General features: G+C 71.2%; 13 protein-coding genes and 1 pseudogene. 9 read left to right on the forward strand and 5 right to left on the reverse strand.

What is annotated here, in order from left to right; translation table 11 throughout:
* From secF to HUT12_RS10820, 3 genes are all read left to right on the forward strand, one after another.
* Positions 1-1,209, forward strand: a complete 1,209-nt coding sequence (gene secF / locus HUT12_RS10810; RefSeq protein WP_176093288.1) for a protein translocase subunit SecF — start codon at positions 1-3, stop codon at positions 1,207-1,209.
* A 101-nt stretch (positions 1,210-1,310) separates the two neighbouring features.
* Positions 1,311-1,877: an adenine phosphoribosyltransferase gene (locus HUT12_RS10815; protein WP_131055195.1), complete on the forward strand. Its 567-nt coding sequence runs from the start codon at positions 1,311-1,313 to the stop codon at positions 1,875-1,877.
* Between the two features lie 197 nt (positions 1,878-2,074).
* Complete coding sequence (locus HUT12_RS10820) at positions 2,075-4,519, forward strand: bifunctional (p)ppGpp synthetase/guanosine-3',5'-bis(diphosphate) 3'-pyrophosphohydrolase (RefSeq protein ID WP_176095730.1); 2,445 nt, start codon at positions 2,075-2,077, stop codon at positions 4,517-4,519.
* 70 nt (positions 4,520-4,589) lie between these two features.
* On the opposite strand, the gene HUT12_RS10825 is transcribed toward HUT12_RS10820, so the two are convergent.
* Both HUT12_RS10825 and HUT12_RS10830 read right to left on the reverse strand, forming a co-directional pair.
* Complete coding sequence (locus HUT12_RS10825; protein ID WP_131055198.1) at positions 4,590-5,423, reverse strand: peptidylprolyl isomerase; 834 nt, start codon at positions 5,421-5,423, stop codon at positions 4,590-4,592.
* Between the two features lie 62 nt (positions 5,424-5,485).
* Entirely contained in the window at positions 5,486-6,397 is a 912-nt protein-coding gene (locus tag HUT12_RS10830; RefSeq protein WP_176093289.1) for a peptidylprolyl isomerase, read from the reverse strand.
* 247 nt (positions 6,398-6,644) lie between these two features.
* Between HUT12_RS10830 and HUT12_RS10835 the strand changes: the two genes are divergently transcribed.
* Together HUT12_RS10835 and hisS are read left to right on the forward strand one after the other, a co-directional pair.
* The gene (locus HUT12_RS10835) at positions 6,645-7,364 is read left to right on the forward strand and encodes an MBL fold metallo-hydrolase (RefSeq protein WP_131056184.1); all 720 of its coding nucleotides are present in this window, start codon (positions 6,645-6,647) and stop codon (positions 7,362-7,364) included.
* 54 nt (positions 7,365-7,418) lie between these two features.
* Complete coding sequence (hisS, locus tag HUT12_RS10840; protein WP_131056186.1) at positions 7,419-8,747, forward strand: histidine--tRNA ligase; 1,329 nt, start codon at positions 7,419-7,421, stop codon at positions 8,745-8,747.
* A gap of 94 nt (positions 8,748-8,841) precedes the next feature.
* On the opposite strand, the gene HUT12_RS10845 is transcribed toward hisS, so the two are convergent.
* Positions 8,842-9,348, reverse strand: a complete 507-nt coding sequence (locus HUT12_RS10845) for a PaaI family thioesterase (RefSeq protein ID WP_176093290.1) — start codon at positions 9,346-9,348, stop codon at positions 8,842-8,844.
* Between the two features lie 55 nt (positions 9,349-9,403).
* Between HUT12_RS10845 and HUT12_RS10850 the strand changes: the two genes are divergently transcribed.
* A complete protein-coding gene (locus HUT12_RS10850) occupies positions 9,404-9,874 on the forward strand; it encodes a helix-turn-helix domain-containing protein (protein ID WP_176093291.1) in 471 nt (156 codons plus the stop codon).
* Here HUT12_RS10850 and HUT12_RS32750 read toward each other — a convergent pair.
* Positions 9,819-10,250, reverse strand: coding sequence for a hypothetical protein (locus tag HUT12_RS32750; protein WP_254876773.1), 432 nt, complete (start codon positions 10,248-10,250; stop codon positions 9,819-9,821). The genes HUT12_RS10850 and HUT12_RS32750 overlap by 56 nt on opposite strands.
* Before the next feature lie 68 nt (positions 10,251-10,318).
* Entirely contained in the window at positions 10,319-10,453 is a 135-nt protein-coding gene (locus tag HUT12_RS33175; protein ID WP_303393480.1) for a hypothetical protein, read from the reverse strand.
* A gap of 247 nt (positions 10,454-10,700) precedes the next feature.
* Here HUT12_RS33175 and HUT12_RS10860 point away from each other — a divergent pair, with 247 nt between their 5' ends.
* From HUT12_RS10860 to HUT12_RS10870, 3 genes and pseudogenes are all read left to right on the forward strand, one after another.
* The gene (locus HUT12_RS10860; protein WP_176093292.1) at positions 10,701-11,753 is read left to right on the forward strand and encodes a S1 family peptidase; all 1,053 of its coding nucleotides are present in this window, start codon (positions 10,701-10,703) and stop codon (positions 11,751-11,753) included.
* A 280-nt stretch (positions 11,754-12,033) separates the two neighbouring features.
* Complete coding sequence (gene aspS / locus HUT12_RS10865) at positions 12,034-13,839, forward strand: aspartate--tRNA ligase (protein WP_131055628.1); 1,806 nt, start codon at positions 12,034-12,036, stop codon at positions 13,837-13,839.
* An 80-nt stretch (positions 13,840-13,919) separates the two neighbouring features.
* Positions 13,920-14,694 (forward strand): annotated as a pseudogene (locus HUT12_RS10870) (NAD(P)-dependent oxidoreductase).
* The last annotated feature ends 72 nt before the right edge of the window (positions 14,695-14,766 follow it).

Consider the following 14,766-nt stretch of genomic DNA (forward strand, 5'->3'; position numbering starts at 1 on the left):
ATGTCCGCTGAGAACGGTCTGGCAGCTCGCCTCTACCGGGGCGAGGCCGGCCTCAACATCGTCGGCCGGCGCAAGATGTGGTTCACCATCGCCGCGGTGCTGGCGACGATCGCGCTGGCCAGCGTCATCTTCACCGGGTTCAAGCTCGGCATCGAGTTCGCCGGCGGCAACTCGTTCCAGATCCCGACCAGCGTCGGCACCCTCCAGGACGCCGAGGCGGCCACGAAGGACGTTGTCGCTGCCCAGGGCGGCCAGGTGGTCACCGCGCAGCAGGTCGGCGGTGGTAGCGGCAACTTCTACGAGCTGCGGACCACCGAGCTGAACGGCGAGCAGGTCCAGGCGGTCAAGACCGCCCTGGGCCAGCAGTTCACCATCGACCCGGAGTCGATCAGCAGCAACCGGGTCAGCGAGGCGTGGGGCAGCCAGGTGACCAACCGGGCCCTGCTCGGTCTGGTCATCTTCCTCGCGCTGGTCACCGTCTACCTGGTCCTGCGCTTCGAGCTGAACATGGCCATCGCGGCGCTCTTCTCGCTGCTGATGAACCTGGTCCTCACCGCCGGCATCTACTCGATCGTCGGCTTCGAGGTCACTCCGTCGACGATCGTCGGATTCCTCACCATCCTCGGCTTCGCCCTGTACGACGTGGTGGTGGTCTTCGACAAGGTGCAGGAGAACACCAGAGGGATCACCGCGAACAACAACCAGACGTACGGCGAGGCGGCCAACCTGGCCGTCAACCAGAGCCTGATGCGGTCGATCAACACCTCGGTGGTCGCTCTGCTCCCGGTCGGTGCCATCCTGTTCATCGGGGCCGGCCTGCTCGGCGCGGGCACCCTGAAGGACCTCGGTCTGGTGCTGTTCGTCGGTATGGCGATGGCCTTCATCACCTCGATCACGCTGGCCACGCCGCTGCTGGTGGTGCTCAAGAACCGCGACCCGCGGATCGACGCGCACAACAAGCGGGTGCAGGCCCGGCGGGCCGGGATCACCAAGGGCGAGACGCCCGCCAAGGGCTCCCGCAAGGCGGCGGCGACCGAGGCGATCGAGGCGGACGAGGAGCCGGTGACCGCCGAGACGGGTGCCGCCCTGGCCGGTGCCGCCGCGCCGAAGGTGGGCGCGCGTCCGGCCGGCAAGCGTTCCGGCGGGGCCCGTGGTGGCCGCCCCGGCGGTGGGGGCGGTAACCGCCCGGGTGGCGCCAAACGGCGCTGACCGGGCCGGGACCGACCCGGTAGGGACGAACACGACGGCGTCCTGCATGCTGTGCGAGCAGCGTGCAGGGCGCCGTTGTCTGGCGGAAGGGACCAAGCGTCGTGACGGAGACCCACAGCAGCGCGGTACGCGGCGACAGCGGCCCGGAGACCGCCCGGCTGGTGGCCAGCCGGGTGCTCGATGTGCCCGACTTCCCGAAGCCGGGCGTCATGTTCAAGGACCTGATGCCGCTCTTCGCCGACGGTGAGACCTTCCGGACGGTGATCGACGGCATCGTCGCGCACCACGGGCGGGACTCCTTCGACACGGTGGTCGGCATCGAGGCGCGGGGGTTCGTGGTCGCCGCCGCGATCGCGTACGCGACCGGGGTCGGTGTGGTGCCGGTGCGGAAGGCCGGCAAGCTGCCCCGCCCGGCGTACGCCGCCTCGTACGAGCTGGAGTACGGCGAGGCGACGCTGGAGGTGCACCAGGACGCCTTCACGGCGGGGCACCGGGTGCTGGTCGTGGACGACGTACTCGCCACCGGCGGCACCGCCGCGGCCACGCTGGACCTGGTGGAACGGGCCGGTGGCACGGTCGCCGGTTTCACCGTGCTGCTGGAGCTCTCCTTCCTGGGCGGGCGGGCGAAACTGGCGCCCCGTCCCGTCCATGCCCTGCTGACCGTTTGAACCGACCCGCCCCCGGCGACGGAGGCGGCACGGTACGTCCGGCGGAGCGGCAGGGCACCGTCGGTGCGGGTAGCATTGCCCATTGCTGACCGGACGGTGAGCCGTCCGAGAGGCGCGAGACCAGACCGGCCGACGCACGGTCGGTGTTTCCCCGGCGAGCGGTGAGGAGGCCGGTGTCCCACGATGTCGTCCCTCCGGTGGAGGGCACGGTGCACCCGACAGGTGACGCGAACGGCTCGCTGACCGACCCCGACGGCGCCACACCGGCCGTCGCCGGGGCACCCGGCCGGGTGCCGTCCAGCGGCGACGTGGCGGTCCCCACCGCGTCCGACGGCGCGTCCGTCGCGACCACCGGTGACCCGTTGCCGAGCAGCGGATTCGGGCTCTCCAACGCGCCCACCGGCCGACGGGTCCGGGCGCGGCTGGCGCGGTTCAACGCGCCGTGGCAGTCCTCGCAGGTCAGCGAGGTGTTGGAGCCGCTGATCTCGTCGCACCGGGAGAACCATCCCAAGGCGGACGCCCGGCTGCTGCAACGGGCCTTCGACACCGCCGCGCGGTGGCACTCGGGTCAGTACCGCAAGTCCGGCGACCCGTACATCACGCACCCGCTCGCGGTGGCCACCATCCTGGCCAACCTGGGCATGGACACCACCACGCTGGTCGCCGCGCTGCTGCACGACACCATCGAGGACACCGAATACTCACTGGACCAGATGCGGACGGACTTCGGTGGCGAGGTCGCGCTGCTGGTCGACGGCGTCACCAAGCTCGACAAGGTCAAGCTCGGCGACGCGGCGAAGGCCGAGACGATCCGCAAGATGGTCGTCGCCATGGCCAAGGACCCGCGTGTCCTGGTGATCAAGCTGGCCGACCGGCTGCACAACATGCGGACGCTCTCCTTCCTGCCCGCGCCCAAGCGGGAGCAGAAGGCCAAGGAGACGCTGGAGATCCTCGCCCCGCTGGCCCACCGCCTGGGTATGAACACCATCAAGTGGGAGCTGGAGGACCTCGCGTTCGGGACGCTGTTCCCGAAGCGGTTCGAGGAGATCAACCGGCTGATCGGGGAGCACCAGCCGCAGCGTGAGGCGTTGCTGCGGCAGGTGACCCAGAAGGTTCAGGTGGATCTGAAGGCCGCCAAGATCAAGGCGGAGACGACGGGTCGGCCGAAGCACCTGTACTCGATCTACCAGAAGATGATCGTGCGGGGTCGGGACTTCAACGACATCTACGACCTGGTGGGTGTGCGGATCCTGGTCGACACGGTGCGGGACTGCTACGCGGCGTTGGGTGTCATCCACGCGAACTGGCAGCCGGTGCCGGGCCGGTTCAAGGACTACATCGCGATGCCCAAGTTCAACATGTACCAGTCGCTGCACACCACGGTGATCGGGCCGACCGGCAAGCCGGTGGAGATGCAGATCCGCACGTACGCGATGCACCGTACGGCGGAGTTCGGCATCGCGGCGCACTGGAAGTACAAGGAGAAGGGCACCCAGATCGTCGGTCCGCCGGCGCACATCGACGAGATGACCTGGCTGCGGCAGTTGCTGGACTGGCAGCGGGAGGCGGCGGACCCGAGCGAGTTCCTGGACGCGTTGCGGTTCGACCTGTCCAGCCAGGAGGTGTACGTCTTCACCCCGAAGGGCGACGTGATCCCGTTGCCGACGGGGTCGACGCCGGTGGACTTCGCGTACGCGGTGCACACCGAGGTGGGGCACAAGTGCATCGGGGCGCGGGTCAACGGCAAGTTGGTGCCGTTGGAGTCGACGCTGTCCAACGGCGACGTGATCGAGATCTTCACCTCGAAGTCGGAGACGGCCGGGCCGACGCAGGACTGGTTGGGCTTCGTCAAGAGCCCCCGGGCGCGGACGAAGATCCGGCAGTACTTCAACAAGGAGCGGCGCGAGGAGGCGATCGAGGAGGGCAAGGACGCGATCGTCAAGGCCATGCGCAAGCAGGGCATGCCCCTGCAGCGGATGCTCACCTCCGACAACCTGATGGCGATCGCCCGGGACCTGCACCTGGCCGACGTGGCGTCGTTGTACGCGGCGGTGGGGGACAGCCAGGTCTCCGCGCAGTCCGTGGTGCAGAAGCTGATGGCCACCTACGGCGGCGAGGAGGGTGCGGCCGAGGACATCGCGGAGACGGCGGTGGCCACCCGGCCGCCGCGCAGCCGGGCCTCCAGCCACGACCCGGGTGTGGTCGTACGCGGTGTCAGCGACGTCTGGATCAAGCTGGCCCGCTGCTGCACCCCGGTGCCGCCGGACACGGTGTTCGGCTTCGTCACCCGGTCCGGCGGGGTGAGCGTGCACCGCGACGACTGCGCCAACTCCGAGGACCTGCGCGCCCAGGGCGAACGGGTGGTCGAGGTGAGTTGGAAGCTCACCTCCGCCTCGACGTTCCTGGTCGCCATCCAGGTGGAGGCGCTGGACCGGCACAAGCTGCTCGCCGACGTCACCCGGGTGCTCTCCGAGGAGCGGGTCAACATCCTCTCCGCCACCGTCACCACCACCCGGGACCGGGTGGCGGTGAGCCGGTTCAGCTTCGAGATGGCCGACCCGAAGCACCTGGGGCATCTGCTGGCCGCCGTCCGCAAGGTCGACGGGGTCTTCGACGCCTACCGGGTCACCTCCGGCGCCTGACGCGTACGACCGGACGACGAAGAGCGCCCGCCGGCTCAGCCGGCGGGCGCTCTCGCGTGGAACCGAGGCGTCAGGCGTCGCTCATGGTGAGGTCGGTGATGACGATCTCCTTCTTCGGGTGACCGCCGCCGGCCTGCTGGGCGAACGCGCCGTCGTCACCGGCGGCGGCGACGTCGTTGACGATGTCCATCCCGCCGGTGATCGTGCCGAGCACGGTGTAGTTCGGGTCCAGCGGTGAGTCGCCGTAGACGATGAAGAACTGGCTGCCGGTGCTGGACGGCTGGCCCGAGTTGGCCATCGCGATGACGCCGGCCTCGTACGGCGGGCGCTTGTCGGTGGGCAGGTTCTCCTCCGGCATGCGGTACGCCGGGCCGCCGGTGCCGTCGGTCTCGCGCCAGCCGTCGCCGGTGGAGCTCGGGTCGCCACACTGGAGCACCTTGATGCCCTCGGTCACCAGCCGGTGGCACTTGGTGTTGTCGAAGAAGTTCTGCTCGGCCAGGTGGGTGAAGCTGCCTGCGGTGCAGGGCACCGCCGACCGGTCGATCCGCGCGGTGATCGGGCCGAGGTTCGTGGTGATCGTCATGGTCTGGGTGCCGACCCGGCTCTGCTCGGCGTTCGGCAACCCGACGTCCTTGGTCGTCGGGGTCCGCTCACCCGCCGGGATCTCCACCCAGCCGCACTCCGCGGTGCTGCCGCCCTGGGCGGCGGTGTCGCCGCCGCTGTCGTCGCCGATCAGGTTGGTGGCGAGCCAGGCCGTGCCGGCGACCACCAGCAGCAGGACCACTCCGGCCCCGACCACCGCCTGGGTCTGGCGGCGCTTGCGCGCCCGCGTGGCCCGCTCGGCCATCTCCTTCTCGAGCCGGGCGCGGGCCGCCGCGCGCTGCCGCTCTCTGGTGGACGTCACGCCTCGATCCTCCTGGACTGTATGTGGATGCCGCTGGGGCGGGTGGAACCGCCGATTACCGATCAGCCGGCGCTTGCGCTGGCCTCGGGCGCGCCGGAGGCCGCCGGGCTCGCCGTGCCCGCCGGCGTGGGCTCGGCCGGCGACGCCGGGTCCAGCCCCGGCTCGCCGACGGTCAGGCTCTGGATGACCACGTCGTCGTCCTTCGGCTTGACCTTCTCCCCAGCCTCATTCTCCACGGTCGGCAGTGCGCCGATCTTCTCCACCACGTCCAGGCCGCCGGTGACCCGGCCGATGACCGGGAAGCTCGGCTCGGCGGTGGTGAAGTCCTCGAAGAAGATCAGGAACTGGCTGCCGTTGGCACCCGGCGGGTTGCTGATCATCGCCACCGTGCCCTTGGGGTACGTGGGCGGCTGGTCCGGCGACGGGCTGGGCGACGCCTCCGGGGCGGTCGGCACGTTCTCGTTGTGGAACGAGTACGACGGGCCGCCGAGACCGGTGCCGCTCGGGTCGCCGCAGCGCACCGCCCCGTCGGCCGTGATCTCGTGGCACTTGGTGTCGTTGTAGAAGCCCTGCCCGGCCAGGTGGGCGATGCTCGCGGCGGCGCACGGGGCGTTCGCGAGGTCCAGCTCGACCGAGATCGGGTCGCCCTGGTTGGTGGTGATCGTCATCGGTTGGGTGCCGGTCACCGGCAGGCCCGTGGCGGCCGGCTCGCCGACCTGGCGGAGGTTCGGGTTGCCCTCGGTGTTCTGCGGGGTCCAGAGGCAGACCTCGTCGTTCGCGGTGTCCTGTGTCGGCTCGCTGTCGAAGGCGCCCAGCGCCCACGCCGAACCGGCGACGACGAGCACGAGGATCAGGGCGGTGCCGACACCGGCTCGGATCCGTCGGCGGCGCCTGACGGTGGCGGCCCGGCGGGCCTGTTGCCGGTCGAGCTTGGCCCGCGCCAGTTTGCGCTGCCGGTCCCTGCTGGAAGCCACCCGTGCTCCCCTTTCCTCTACCCTGGTCGTCACCTGGTGGTCGCGTACCCGTCGGGCGGCAGGTGCGCCACGCCACACGCCCGCCAGAGTGTACGGGTACCGGCTGGGAAAGTCGTGTACGAGGTCGGTGCACATCCGCATCGGAGTCCGTCACTGCCCCCGCGCGCCGGTGGGACGACCGGCCCGAGCCCGCCGGGGGACGCCGGTAGGCTGCTGGCGAGGACGACTCGACGGAAGGGGAGCGGACGTGCTCGTGGCCGGCTTTCCCGCGGACGCCTTCGGCACCAACTGCTATGTGGTCGCCGCCGCGCCGGGGGAGCAGTGCGTGGTGGTCGACCCCGGCATCGGGGTGATCGACCGGCTCGACGCGCTGCTCGCCGAGCATCGACTGCACCCGGCGGCCGTGCTGCTCACCCACGGGCACCTCGACCACACCTTCTCCGTCGCGCCGGTGTGCGGCGCGCGCGGCATCACCGCGTACGTGCACCCGGCGGACCGGGAGTTGCTGGCCGACCCGACCAAGGCCCTGTCGATGGACCTCACCCAGCTCTTCGGTGGCCGGCTGCCGTACGCCGAGCCGGAGGATGTCGCCGAGCTGTCCGACGGGACGACGCTCAGCCTCGCCGGTCTGGAGATCACCGTCGACCACGCACCGGGCCATACCGGCGGGTCGGTGCTGTTCCGGCTGCCCGGCGCCGGCTCGCCGTGGGAGGCCGAGCAGATCTGTCTCTCCGGTGACGTGCTGTTCGCCGGCTCGATCGGCCGCACCGACCTGGCCGGTGGCGACATGCCGACGATGGTCGCCAGCCTGCGGGACAAGATCCTCCCGCTCGCCGACGACACCGTCGTGCTGCCCGGCCACGGCCCCACGACCACCATCGGCCGCGAGCGCGCCACCAACCCGTACCTCGTCGAGGTGGCCGGGATGGGCGGCGGACGACCGGCGGCCCCCACCCGCGGCCTGTAGTCGCCGCGGACCAGGACCTCCCCGCGCCGCTCGCGCGGGTGCCGAAGGAGCATCATGAGCAAGCCCACGCCCATCTCCGGCTTCCCGGAGTGGACGCCCGCCCAGCGGATGATCGAGCAGTACGTCCTGGACCGGATCCGGTCCACCTTCGAGCTGTACGGCTTCGCGCCGCTGGAGACCCGGGCCGTCGAGCCGCTGGACCAGTTGCTGCGCAAGGGGGAGACCTCGAAGGAGGTCTACGTGATCCGGCGCCTCCAGGGCGATCCGGAGGGTCCGGCCGGTGACGACGCCCTCGGCCTGCACTTCGACCTCACCGTGCCGTTCGCCCGGTACGTGCTGGAGAACGCCGGCAAGCTCCAGTTCCCGTTCCGCCGCTACCAGATCCAGAAGGTGTGGCGGGGCGAACGCCCTCAGGAGGGCCGGTACCGCGAGTTCCTCCAGGCGGACATCGACATCGTCGACCGGGACACCCTCGCCGGGCACCACGAGGCGGAGATGCCGCTGGTCATCGGCGACGCGTTGCGGGCGTTGCCGATCCCGCCGGTACGCATCCAGGTCAACAACCGCAAGATCTGCGAGGGGTTCTACCGGGGCATCGGGCTGACCGACCCGGAGGCGACGCTGCGCGCGGTCGACAAGCTCGACAAGATCGGCCCGGCCGGCGTGACGGAGCTGCTGGCGACCACGGCCGGGGCGAGCGAGGCGCAGGCCAAGGCATGTCTGGCGCTGGCCGAGATCTCCGCGCCGGACGCCTCGTTCGCCGACGCGGTCCGCGCGCTCGGGGTCAGCGACCCGTTGCTGGACGAGGGGGTCGCGGAGCTGACCGCCGTGGTGGAGACCGCCGCCGCGCACTCGCCCGGTCTCTGCGTGGCCGACCTGCGGATCGCCCGTGGCCTGGACTACTACACCGGCACGGTCTACGAGACGCAGATGATCGGGTACGAGAAGTTCGGCTCGATCTGCTCCGGCGGCCGGTACGACAACCTGGCCAGCGCCGGGACCACCCGCTTCCCCGGGGTGGGCATCTCGATCGGGGTGACCCGGCTGCTCGGTCTGCTCTTCGGCGCCGAGGCGCTGACCGTCTCCCGGTCCGTGCCGACCTGTGTGCTGGTGGCGGTGACCAACGAGGAGCTGCGGGCCGACAGCAACCGGGTCGCCGAGGCGCTGCGGTCGCGGGGCGTACCCACCGAGGTGTCGCCGAGCGCGGCGAAGTTCGGCAAGCAGATCCGGTACGCGGAGCGACGCGGCATCCCGTACGTCTGGTTCCCGGGCGCGGAGGGCGCCCCCGACGAGGTGAAGGACATCCGCTCCGGTGAGCAGGTCGTCGCGGCGGCGGGGGAGTGGTCGCCGCCTCGGGCGGACCTGACACCGCTGGTCAGCTGAACCCGGATGTAAGGAAGGGCCCCCTGCTAACGCCTCGCGTATAGCAGGGGGCCCTTCCTAACGTCGGGCCGAGCGGCCGGCAGCGGCGGAGCCCTCACTCCAGGGGGAGCAGCAGGCAGCTCGACGTGGCGTGCGCGACGAGGCGGGACTGCCCGTCGGTCAGCCGGGCCTCGGCCAGGGCGGTCCGTCGACCGCGTTGCAGCACGGTGCCTTCGCAGCGAAGCGTCCCGGAGCGGACGGTCACCGGGCGGAGAAACTTCACGTTGAGGTCCAGCGAGGTGTAGCCCATGCCGACCGGCAGCGTGGTGTGTACGGCGCACGCGGCGGCGGTGTCCAGCAGCGTGGAGAGCACGCCGCCGTGCACGGTGCCGAGCGGGTTGTAGTGGAACTCCTGCGGCTCCAGTTCGACGACGACCCGGCCCTCCTCGGCCTCCATCCGGGACATGTCGATCAGGTGCATGACCGGTGGGGCGGCCAGCTCCCCGGCGATCATCGCGCGGAGCAGTTCCAGTCCGCTGCGCCGGCCGACCTGGTCGGCGTTGAGGCCCGGGTCGGACCAGGAGAAGGTGCGGCTGCGCGTCGCCCCCTGCATCTGCGTCATGGACGCAGCCTGTCAGGGCTTGCTGGGTCTGTCAATCAGACCTAGCCTGGCGGGCATGAGACCCGTGGCCCTGGACTGGTCGATCGACAACTGCACGGTCGCCCGCGCCATGGAGGTCCTCGGCGAGAAGTGGACCCTGGTGGTGCTCCGCGAGGTGTTCAGCGGCGTCCGCCGCTTCGACGACATGCGGGTACGCACCGGCGTCCCCCGGCAGGTGCTGGCCAACCGGCTGGCCACACTGGTCGCGCAGGGGGTGCTCCGGCGGGAGCCGTACCGCGAGCCGGGCAGCCGGCTGCGCCACGAGTACCGGCTCACCCCCAAGGGAATGGATCTGTGGCCGGTGCTGGTCGCCGTGCTGGCCTGGGGGGACCGGTACCTCGCCGACCCGGAGGGGCCGCCGCTGAGCGTCGGACACCGCGACTGCGGCGCCGAGGTCGGGGTGGAACTGCACTGCGCGGACGGGCACCACGTCACCGACGCGCGTGACGTGGTGCCGCGTCCGGGCCCGGGCGCCCGTCGACGATGACGCCCGGCCGGTCTCCGGCGGTGGTGCCCGGCCGGTCTCCGGCGGTGGTGCCCGGCCGGTCTCCGGCGGTGGTGCCCGGCCGGTCTCCGGCGGTGGTGCCCGGCCGGTCTCCGGCGGTGGTGCCCGGCCGGCCTCCGGCGGTGGTGCCCGGCTGCGACCAGGCGAAGCCGACGGGGTAGGAGACGTTCGCCAGGACCTGCTGGCCGCTGGCGTTCGGGTGGAAGTAGTCCCAGGCGGAGAGCGGGGAGAGGCTGAACGGGTAGCCGAAGACCGCGTTGCCGTCGTACCGGCAGTTCGGCCTGTACGCGGCGCAGGCGGCGGCGAACTGGCCGTTGAAGTCGATCACCCGCTGCCGTACCCGGTGGCGTCGGTCCACCTCGGTCTGGGCGGTGGAGGTCGGGTTGGCCAGCAGCGACTGGCCGGTGCAGGCGTCGTTCGCGCCGATCAGGATGGTGACGTACCCGGCTCTCCGGCTAACGGCGGTTCCGGGCCGGGTGCGGCCAGGGCGGGGGCGGTGGCGAGCAGGACGAGGACGGTGGCGGCGGCGAGGGTGGCCAGCGCGCGTCGGACGAGGGTCATGGGTGGCCTCCGGTTCACGGTTGCCGGGTGGCGGCGGTGAACAGAGCGTATAGATGACCGTCTGTGTCCACAATGTTGCAGAGAGGTGACGTGGGGGTGGTTGGTCGATTCGGCCGGAGGCGGGGCTTGTTGACGATCTTAAATGTGTGAATACTTTCCCTCGCTTGGCCATTTCCCCAGGTGGCCGAGTTGCCCCCGCTCCTGTCGACGTGACAGGGCACGAAACCCCCTACCGGGAGGCTGTTACATGCGACCCACAAGGTCAATGCTCCGCCGCGTCTTCTCCGTCGCCGCCGCCGGAACTCTGGTCGCCGGCGTACTGGCCGGTGCCCCGGCCCAGGCGGCGCCCGCGTCCGCCACACCCGACGCGGCCTCCGCCCTCGCCGACCGCCTCGGCGACCGCGCGGCGGGTGCCTACGCCGACGCCAGCGGCGCCATGGTCGTCGCGGTGACCGACGCCGTCGCGGCCCGCCAGGTGGCCGCCGCCGGCGCCACCCCGAAGCTGGTCACGCGTGGTGCCACCGAGCTGAACCGGGCCACCGCCGTGCTGGAGCGCTCCGCCGCGATCCCGGGCACCGCCTGGTGGACCGACCCCGCCACCAACCAGGTCGTCGTCTCCGTCGACAGCACCGTCACCGGCGCCAAGCTGGAGCAGGTCAAGGCCGCCGCCGCCCGCACCAACGGCGCCGTCCGTATCGAGGCCCAGGCCGGTGTGCTGAGCACCCGCATCTCCGGTGGCGAGGCGATCTATGCGCAGGGTGGCGGGCGCTGCTCGCTCGGCTTCAACGTGCGCGCCGGCAGCACCTACTACTTCGTGACCGCCGGCCACTGCACCAACATCGCCGCGAACTGGTACAGCAACTCGGCGCAGACCGCGCTGCTCGGTTCGCGTACCGGCAGCGTCTTCCCGGGCAGCGACTACGGCATCGTCCGCTACGCCAACCAGAGCGTCGTGCAGCCGGGCAACGTCTACCTCCACAACGGCACCTACCGGGAGATCACCGCTTCCGGCAACGCGTACGTCGGCCAGTCGGCGCAGCGTTCCGGCAGCACCACCGGTGTGCGCAGCGGCTCGGTGACCGCCCTCAACGCCACCGTCAACTACGCCGAGGGCCAGGTGCGCGGCCTGATCCGGACCAACATCTGCGCCCAGCCGGGCGACAGCGGCGGCTCGCTCTTCAGCGGCACCATCGCGCTCGGCCTGACCTCCGGCGGCAGCGGCAACTGCAGCATCGGCGGCACCACCTTCTTCCAGCCCATCGGACCGGTGCTGAGCCGGTACGGCGTCAGCGTCTACTGACCCGTACTCACGTATCTGACCTTCTCCTCCGCCAGCGGGCCGCCGGATTCCTCCTCCGGCGGCCCGCCCGGCTTGTAAGCAGGGGTCCCCTGCTAACGCCTGCGGTATAGGAAGGGTCCCCTGCTAACGCCAACCGGCGCGCTGGTGTTAGTAGGGGACCCCTGCTATGCACGAGGCGTTAACAGGGGGCCCTTCCTTGCACCCGGGGAACGGGGACGGGGGAGGGCTGACAGAATGCCGGGAGCAACGGACGTAGAGCCAGACGAGGGAGACGCACGTCGTGATCCGTACCCATGACGCCGGCAGCCTGCGCGCGACGGACGCCGGCACCACGGTGACGCTCGCCGGGTGGGTGGCCCGCCGGCGCGACCACGGCGGTGTCATCTTCGTCGACCTGCGCGACGCATCCGGCGTGGTCCAGGTGGTCTTCCGCGAGGAGGACGCGCACGCGCTGCGCAACGAGTACTGCGTCAAGGTCGTCGGTGAGGTCACCCGTCGCCCGGCGGGCAACGAGAACCCGGAGCTGCCGACCGGCGAGATCGAGGTGACCGCCGCCGAGTTGGACGTGCTCTCCGAGGCCGCTCCGCTGCCGCTGCCGATCGACGACCAGGTGGTGGCCGGCGACGACGTCCGCCTCAAGTACCGCTATCTCGACCTGCGCCGGGGCGGCCCGGCCCGGGCGATGCGCCTGCGCTCGCGGGCCAACCAGCTCGCCCGTGGCGTGTTGCACGAGCGGGACTTCCTGGAGATCGAGACGCCGACGCTGACCCGGTCCACCCCGGAGGGCGCCCGCGACTTCCTGGTCCCGGTCCGCCTGCAACCCGGCAGCTGGTACGCGCTGCCGCAGTCCCCGCAGCTGTTCAAGCAGCTGCTCATGGTCGGCGGCATGGAGCGGTATTACCAGATCGCCCGCTGCTACCGCGACGAGGACTTCCGGGCCGACCGGCAGCCGGAGTTCACCCAGCTCGACATCGAGATGTCCTTCGTCACCGAGGAGGACGTGATCGACCTCGGTGAGGAGATCGCCGCCGCCCTCTGGTCGGACCTGGCCGGGTACGAGATCCCGCGCCCGATCCCGCGCATCACCTGGCACGACGCCATGGCCCGGTACGGCTCGGACAAGCCGGACCTGCGCTACGGCGTGGAGCTGACCGAGCTGACCGACTACCTGCGCGGCACCCAGTTCCGGGTCTTCGCCGGGGCGATCGACGCGGGCGGGTACGTCGGTGCGGTGGTGATGCCCGGCGGCGCCGGTCAGACCCGCAAGGAACTGGACGGCTGGCAGGACTGGGCCAAGGCGCGCGGTGCCAAGGGACTGGCGTACGTGGTGTTGGACGCCGAGACCGGCGAGCCGCGCGGGCCGGTGGCGAAGAACCTCTCCGCCGAGCACCTGGCCGGGCTGGCCGACGCCGTCGGCGCCAAGCCGGGCGACGCCGTCTTCTTCGCTGCCGGCCCGGAGGCACGCCCGGCCCAGGAGCTGCTCGGTGCGGCCCGGATCGAGATCGCCAAGCGGGCCGGTCTGGTCGACGAGAGCGCCTGGGCGTTCTGCTGGGTGGTGGACGCGCCGATGTTCGAGAAGACGGACGATGGTGGCTGGACGGCCGTGCACCACCCGTTCACCTCGCCGAACGCCGAGTGGATGGACCGCTTCGAGGAGGCGCCGGACCGGGCGCTGGCCTACGCGTACGACATCGTCTGCAACGGAAACGAGATCGGCGGCGGCTCGATCCGTATCCACCGTCGTGAGGTGCAGCAGCGGGTCTTCGAGCTGCTCGGCATCACGCCGGAGGAGGCGCAGGACAAGTTCGGCTTCCTGCTGGAGGCGTTCAGCTACGGCCCGCCCCCGCACGGCGGCATCGCGTTCGGCTGGGACCGGGTCTGCATGCTGCTCGCCGGTGTCGACTCGATCCGCGAGGTCATCGCCTTCCCGAAGACGCGCGGCGGCTTCGACCCGCTGACCGGCGCACCCACCCCGATCACCGGGCAGCAGCGCGCCGAGGCCGGTATCGACGCCAAGCCGAAGCCGGCCCAGGTCCCGCACACCGGCACCGCCGGCCCGGCCGCCCCGGTCGCCGACCCCACCTGACCGACACCGCGTGAGGTCGGTGGGGCAGCACCCCGCCGACCTCACGGCGCGTCGCGGAGCGGTCCAGGGGGTGCAGGTCGGTGCGGTTACTGGTGGTGGGTGGCAGCGGGTTCCTAGGCCGTGAGGTGTGCCGGCGGGCGGTCGCTGTCGGGTGGGATGTGGTCGGCACATACCACTCGGGGCAGGTCGAGGTCCCCGGTGTGGTGTCACACCGGATCGACGTGACCGATCGGGCCGCGGTGCGCGAGCTTGTCACACGGGTACGCCCGGACGCGGTGGTCGGCACCCCCTACCGGTACGCCGACGGGGCGGCCCACGTCGCGTGCGCGTCTGGTGCACCTGTCCAGCGACGCGCTACACGCCGGCCGTTCCGAGGCGTACGCCGATGACGATGTGCCCAGCCCGATCTACCCGTACGGTGCGGCGAAGGCGGCCGCCGAGACGGCGGTGCGGGCCGTCGACCCGGGCGCGGTGTTGGTGCGTACCTCGCTGATCTTGGGGGAGGGGAGTCCGCAGATCCGGCTCTGCCGGAACGCGCAGGCCGGGCGGGCCGCCCTGTTCAGTGACGAACTGCGCTGCCCGGTGGATGTCGGCGACCTGGCGGCGGCCGTGCTCGAACTGGTGGAGTCCGACTACGCCGGTCCGCTGAATGTGGCCGGGGTCGACGCGGTCAGCCGGGCCGAGCTGGGTCTGCTGGTGGCCCGGCGGGAGGGCCTGGACCCGACCGGCCTGCACACCACCACCGGGGTCGCTGCCGGGGTGCTCCGTCCCGGCGAGGTGCGCCTGGACTCCACGCGCGCCGCCACGCTCCTGCGGACGCGGTTGCGTGGCGTCACCGAGCTTCTCGCCGTCTGAGTCGAACCACGAACACCGCTCCGCCCGGATGCACGATCTCTATGCACAATACTTGTGCATAAGAACTGTGCA

Origin of the sequence: Verrucosispora sp. NA02020, from assembly GCF_013364215.1 — a bacterium.
GTDB lineage: Bacteria > Actinomycetota > Actinomycetes > Mycobacteriales > Micromonosporaceae > Micromonospora.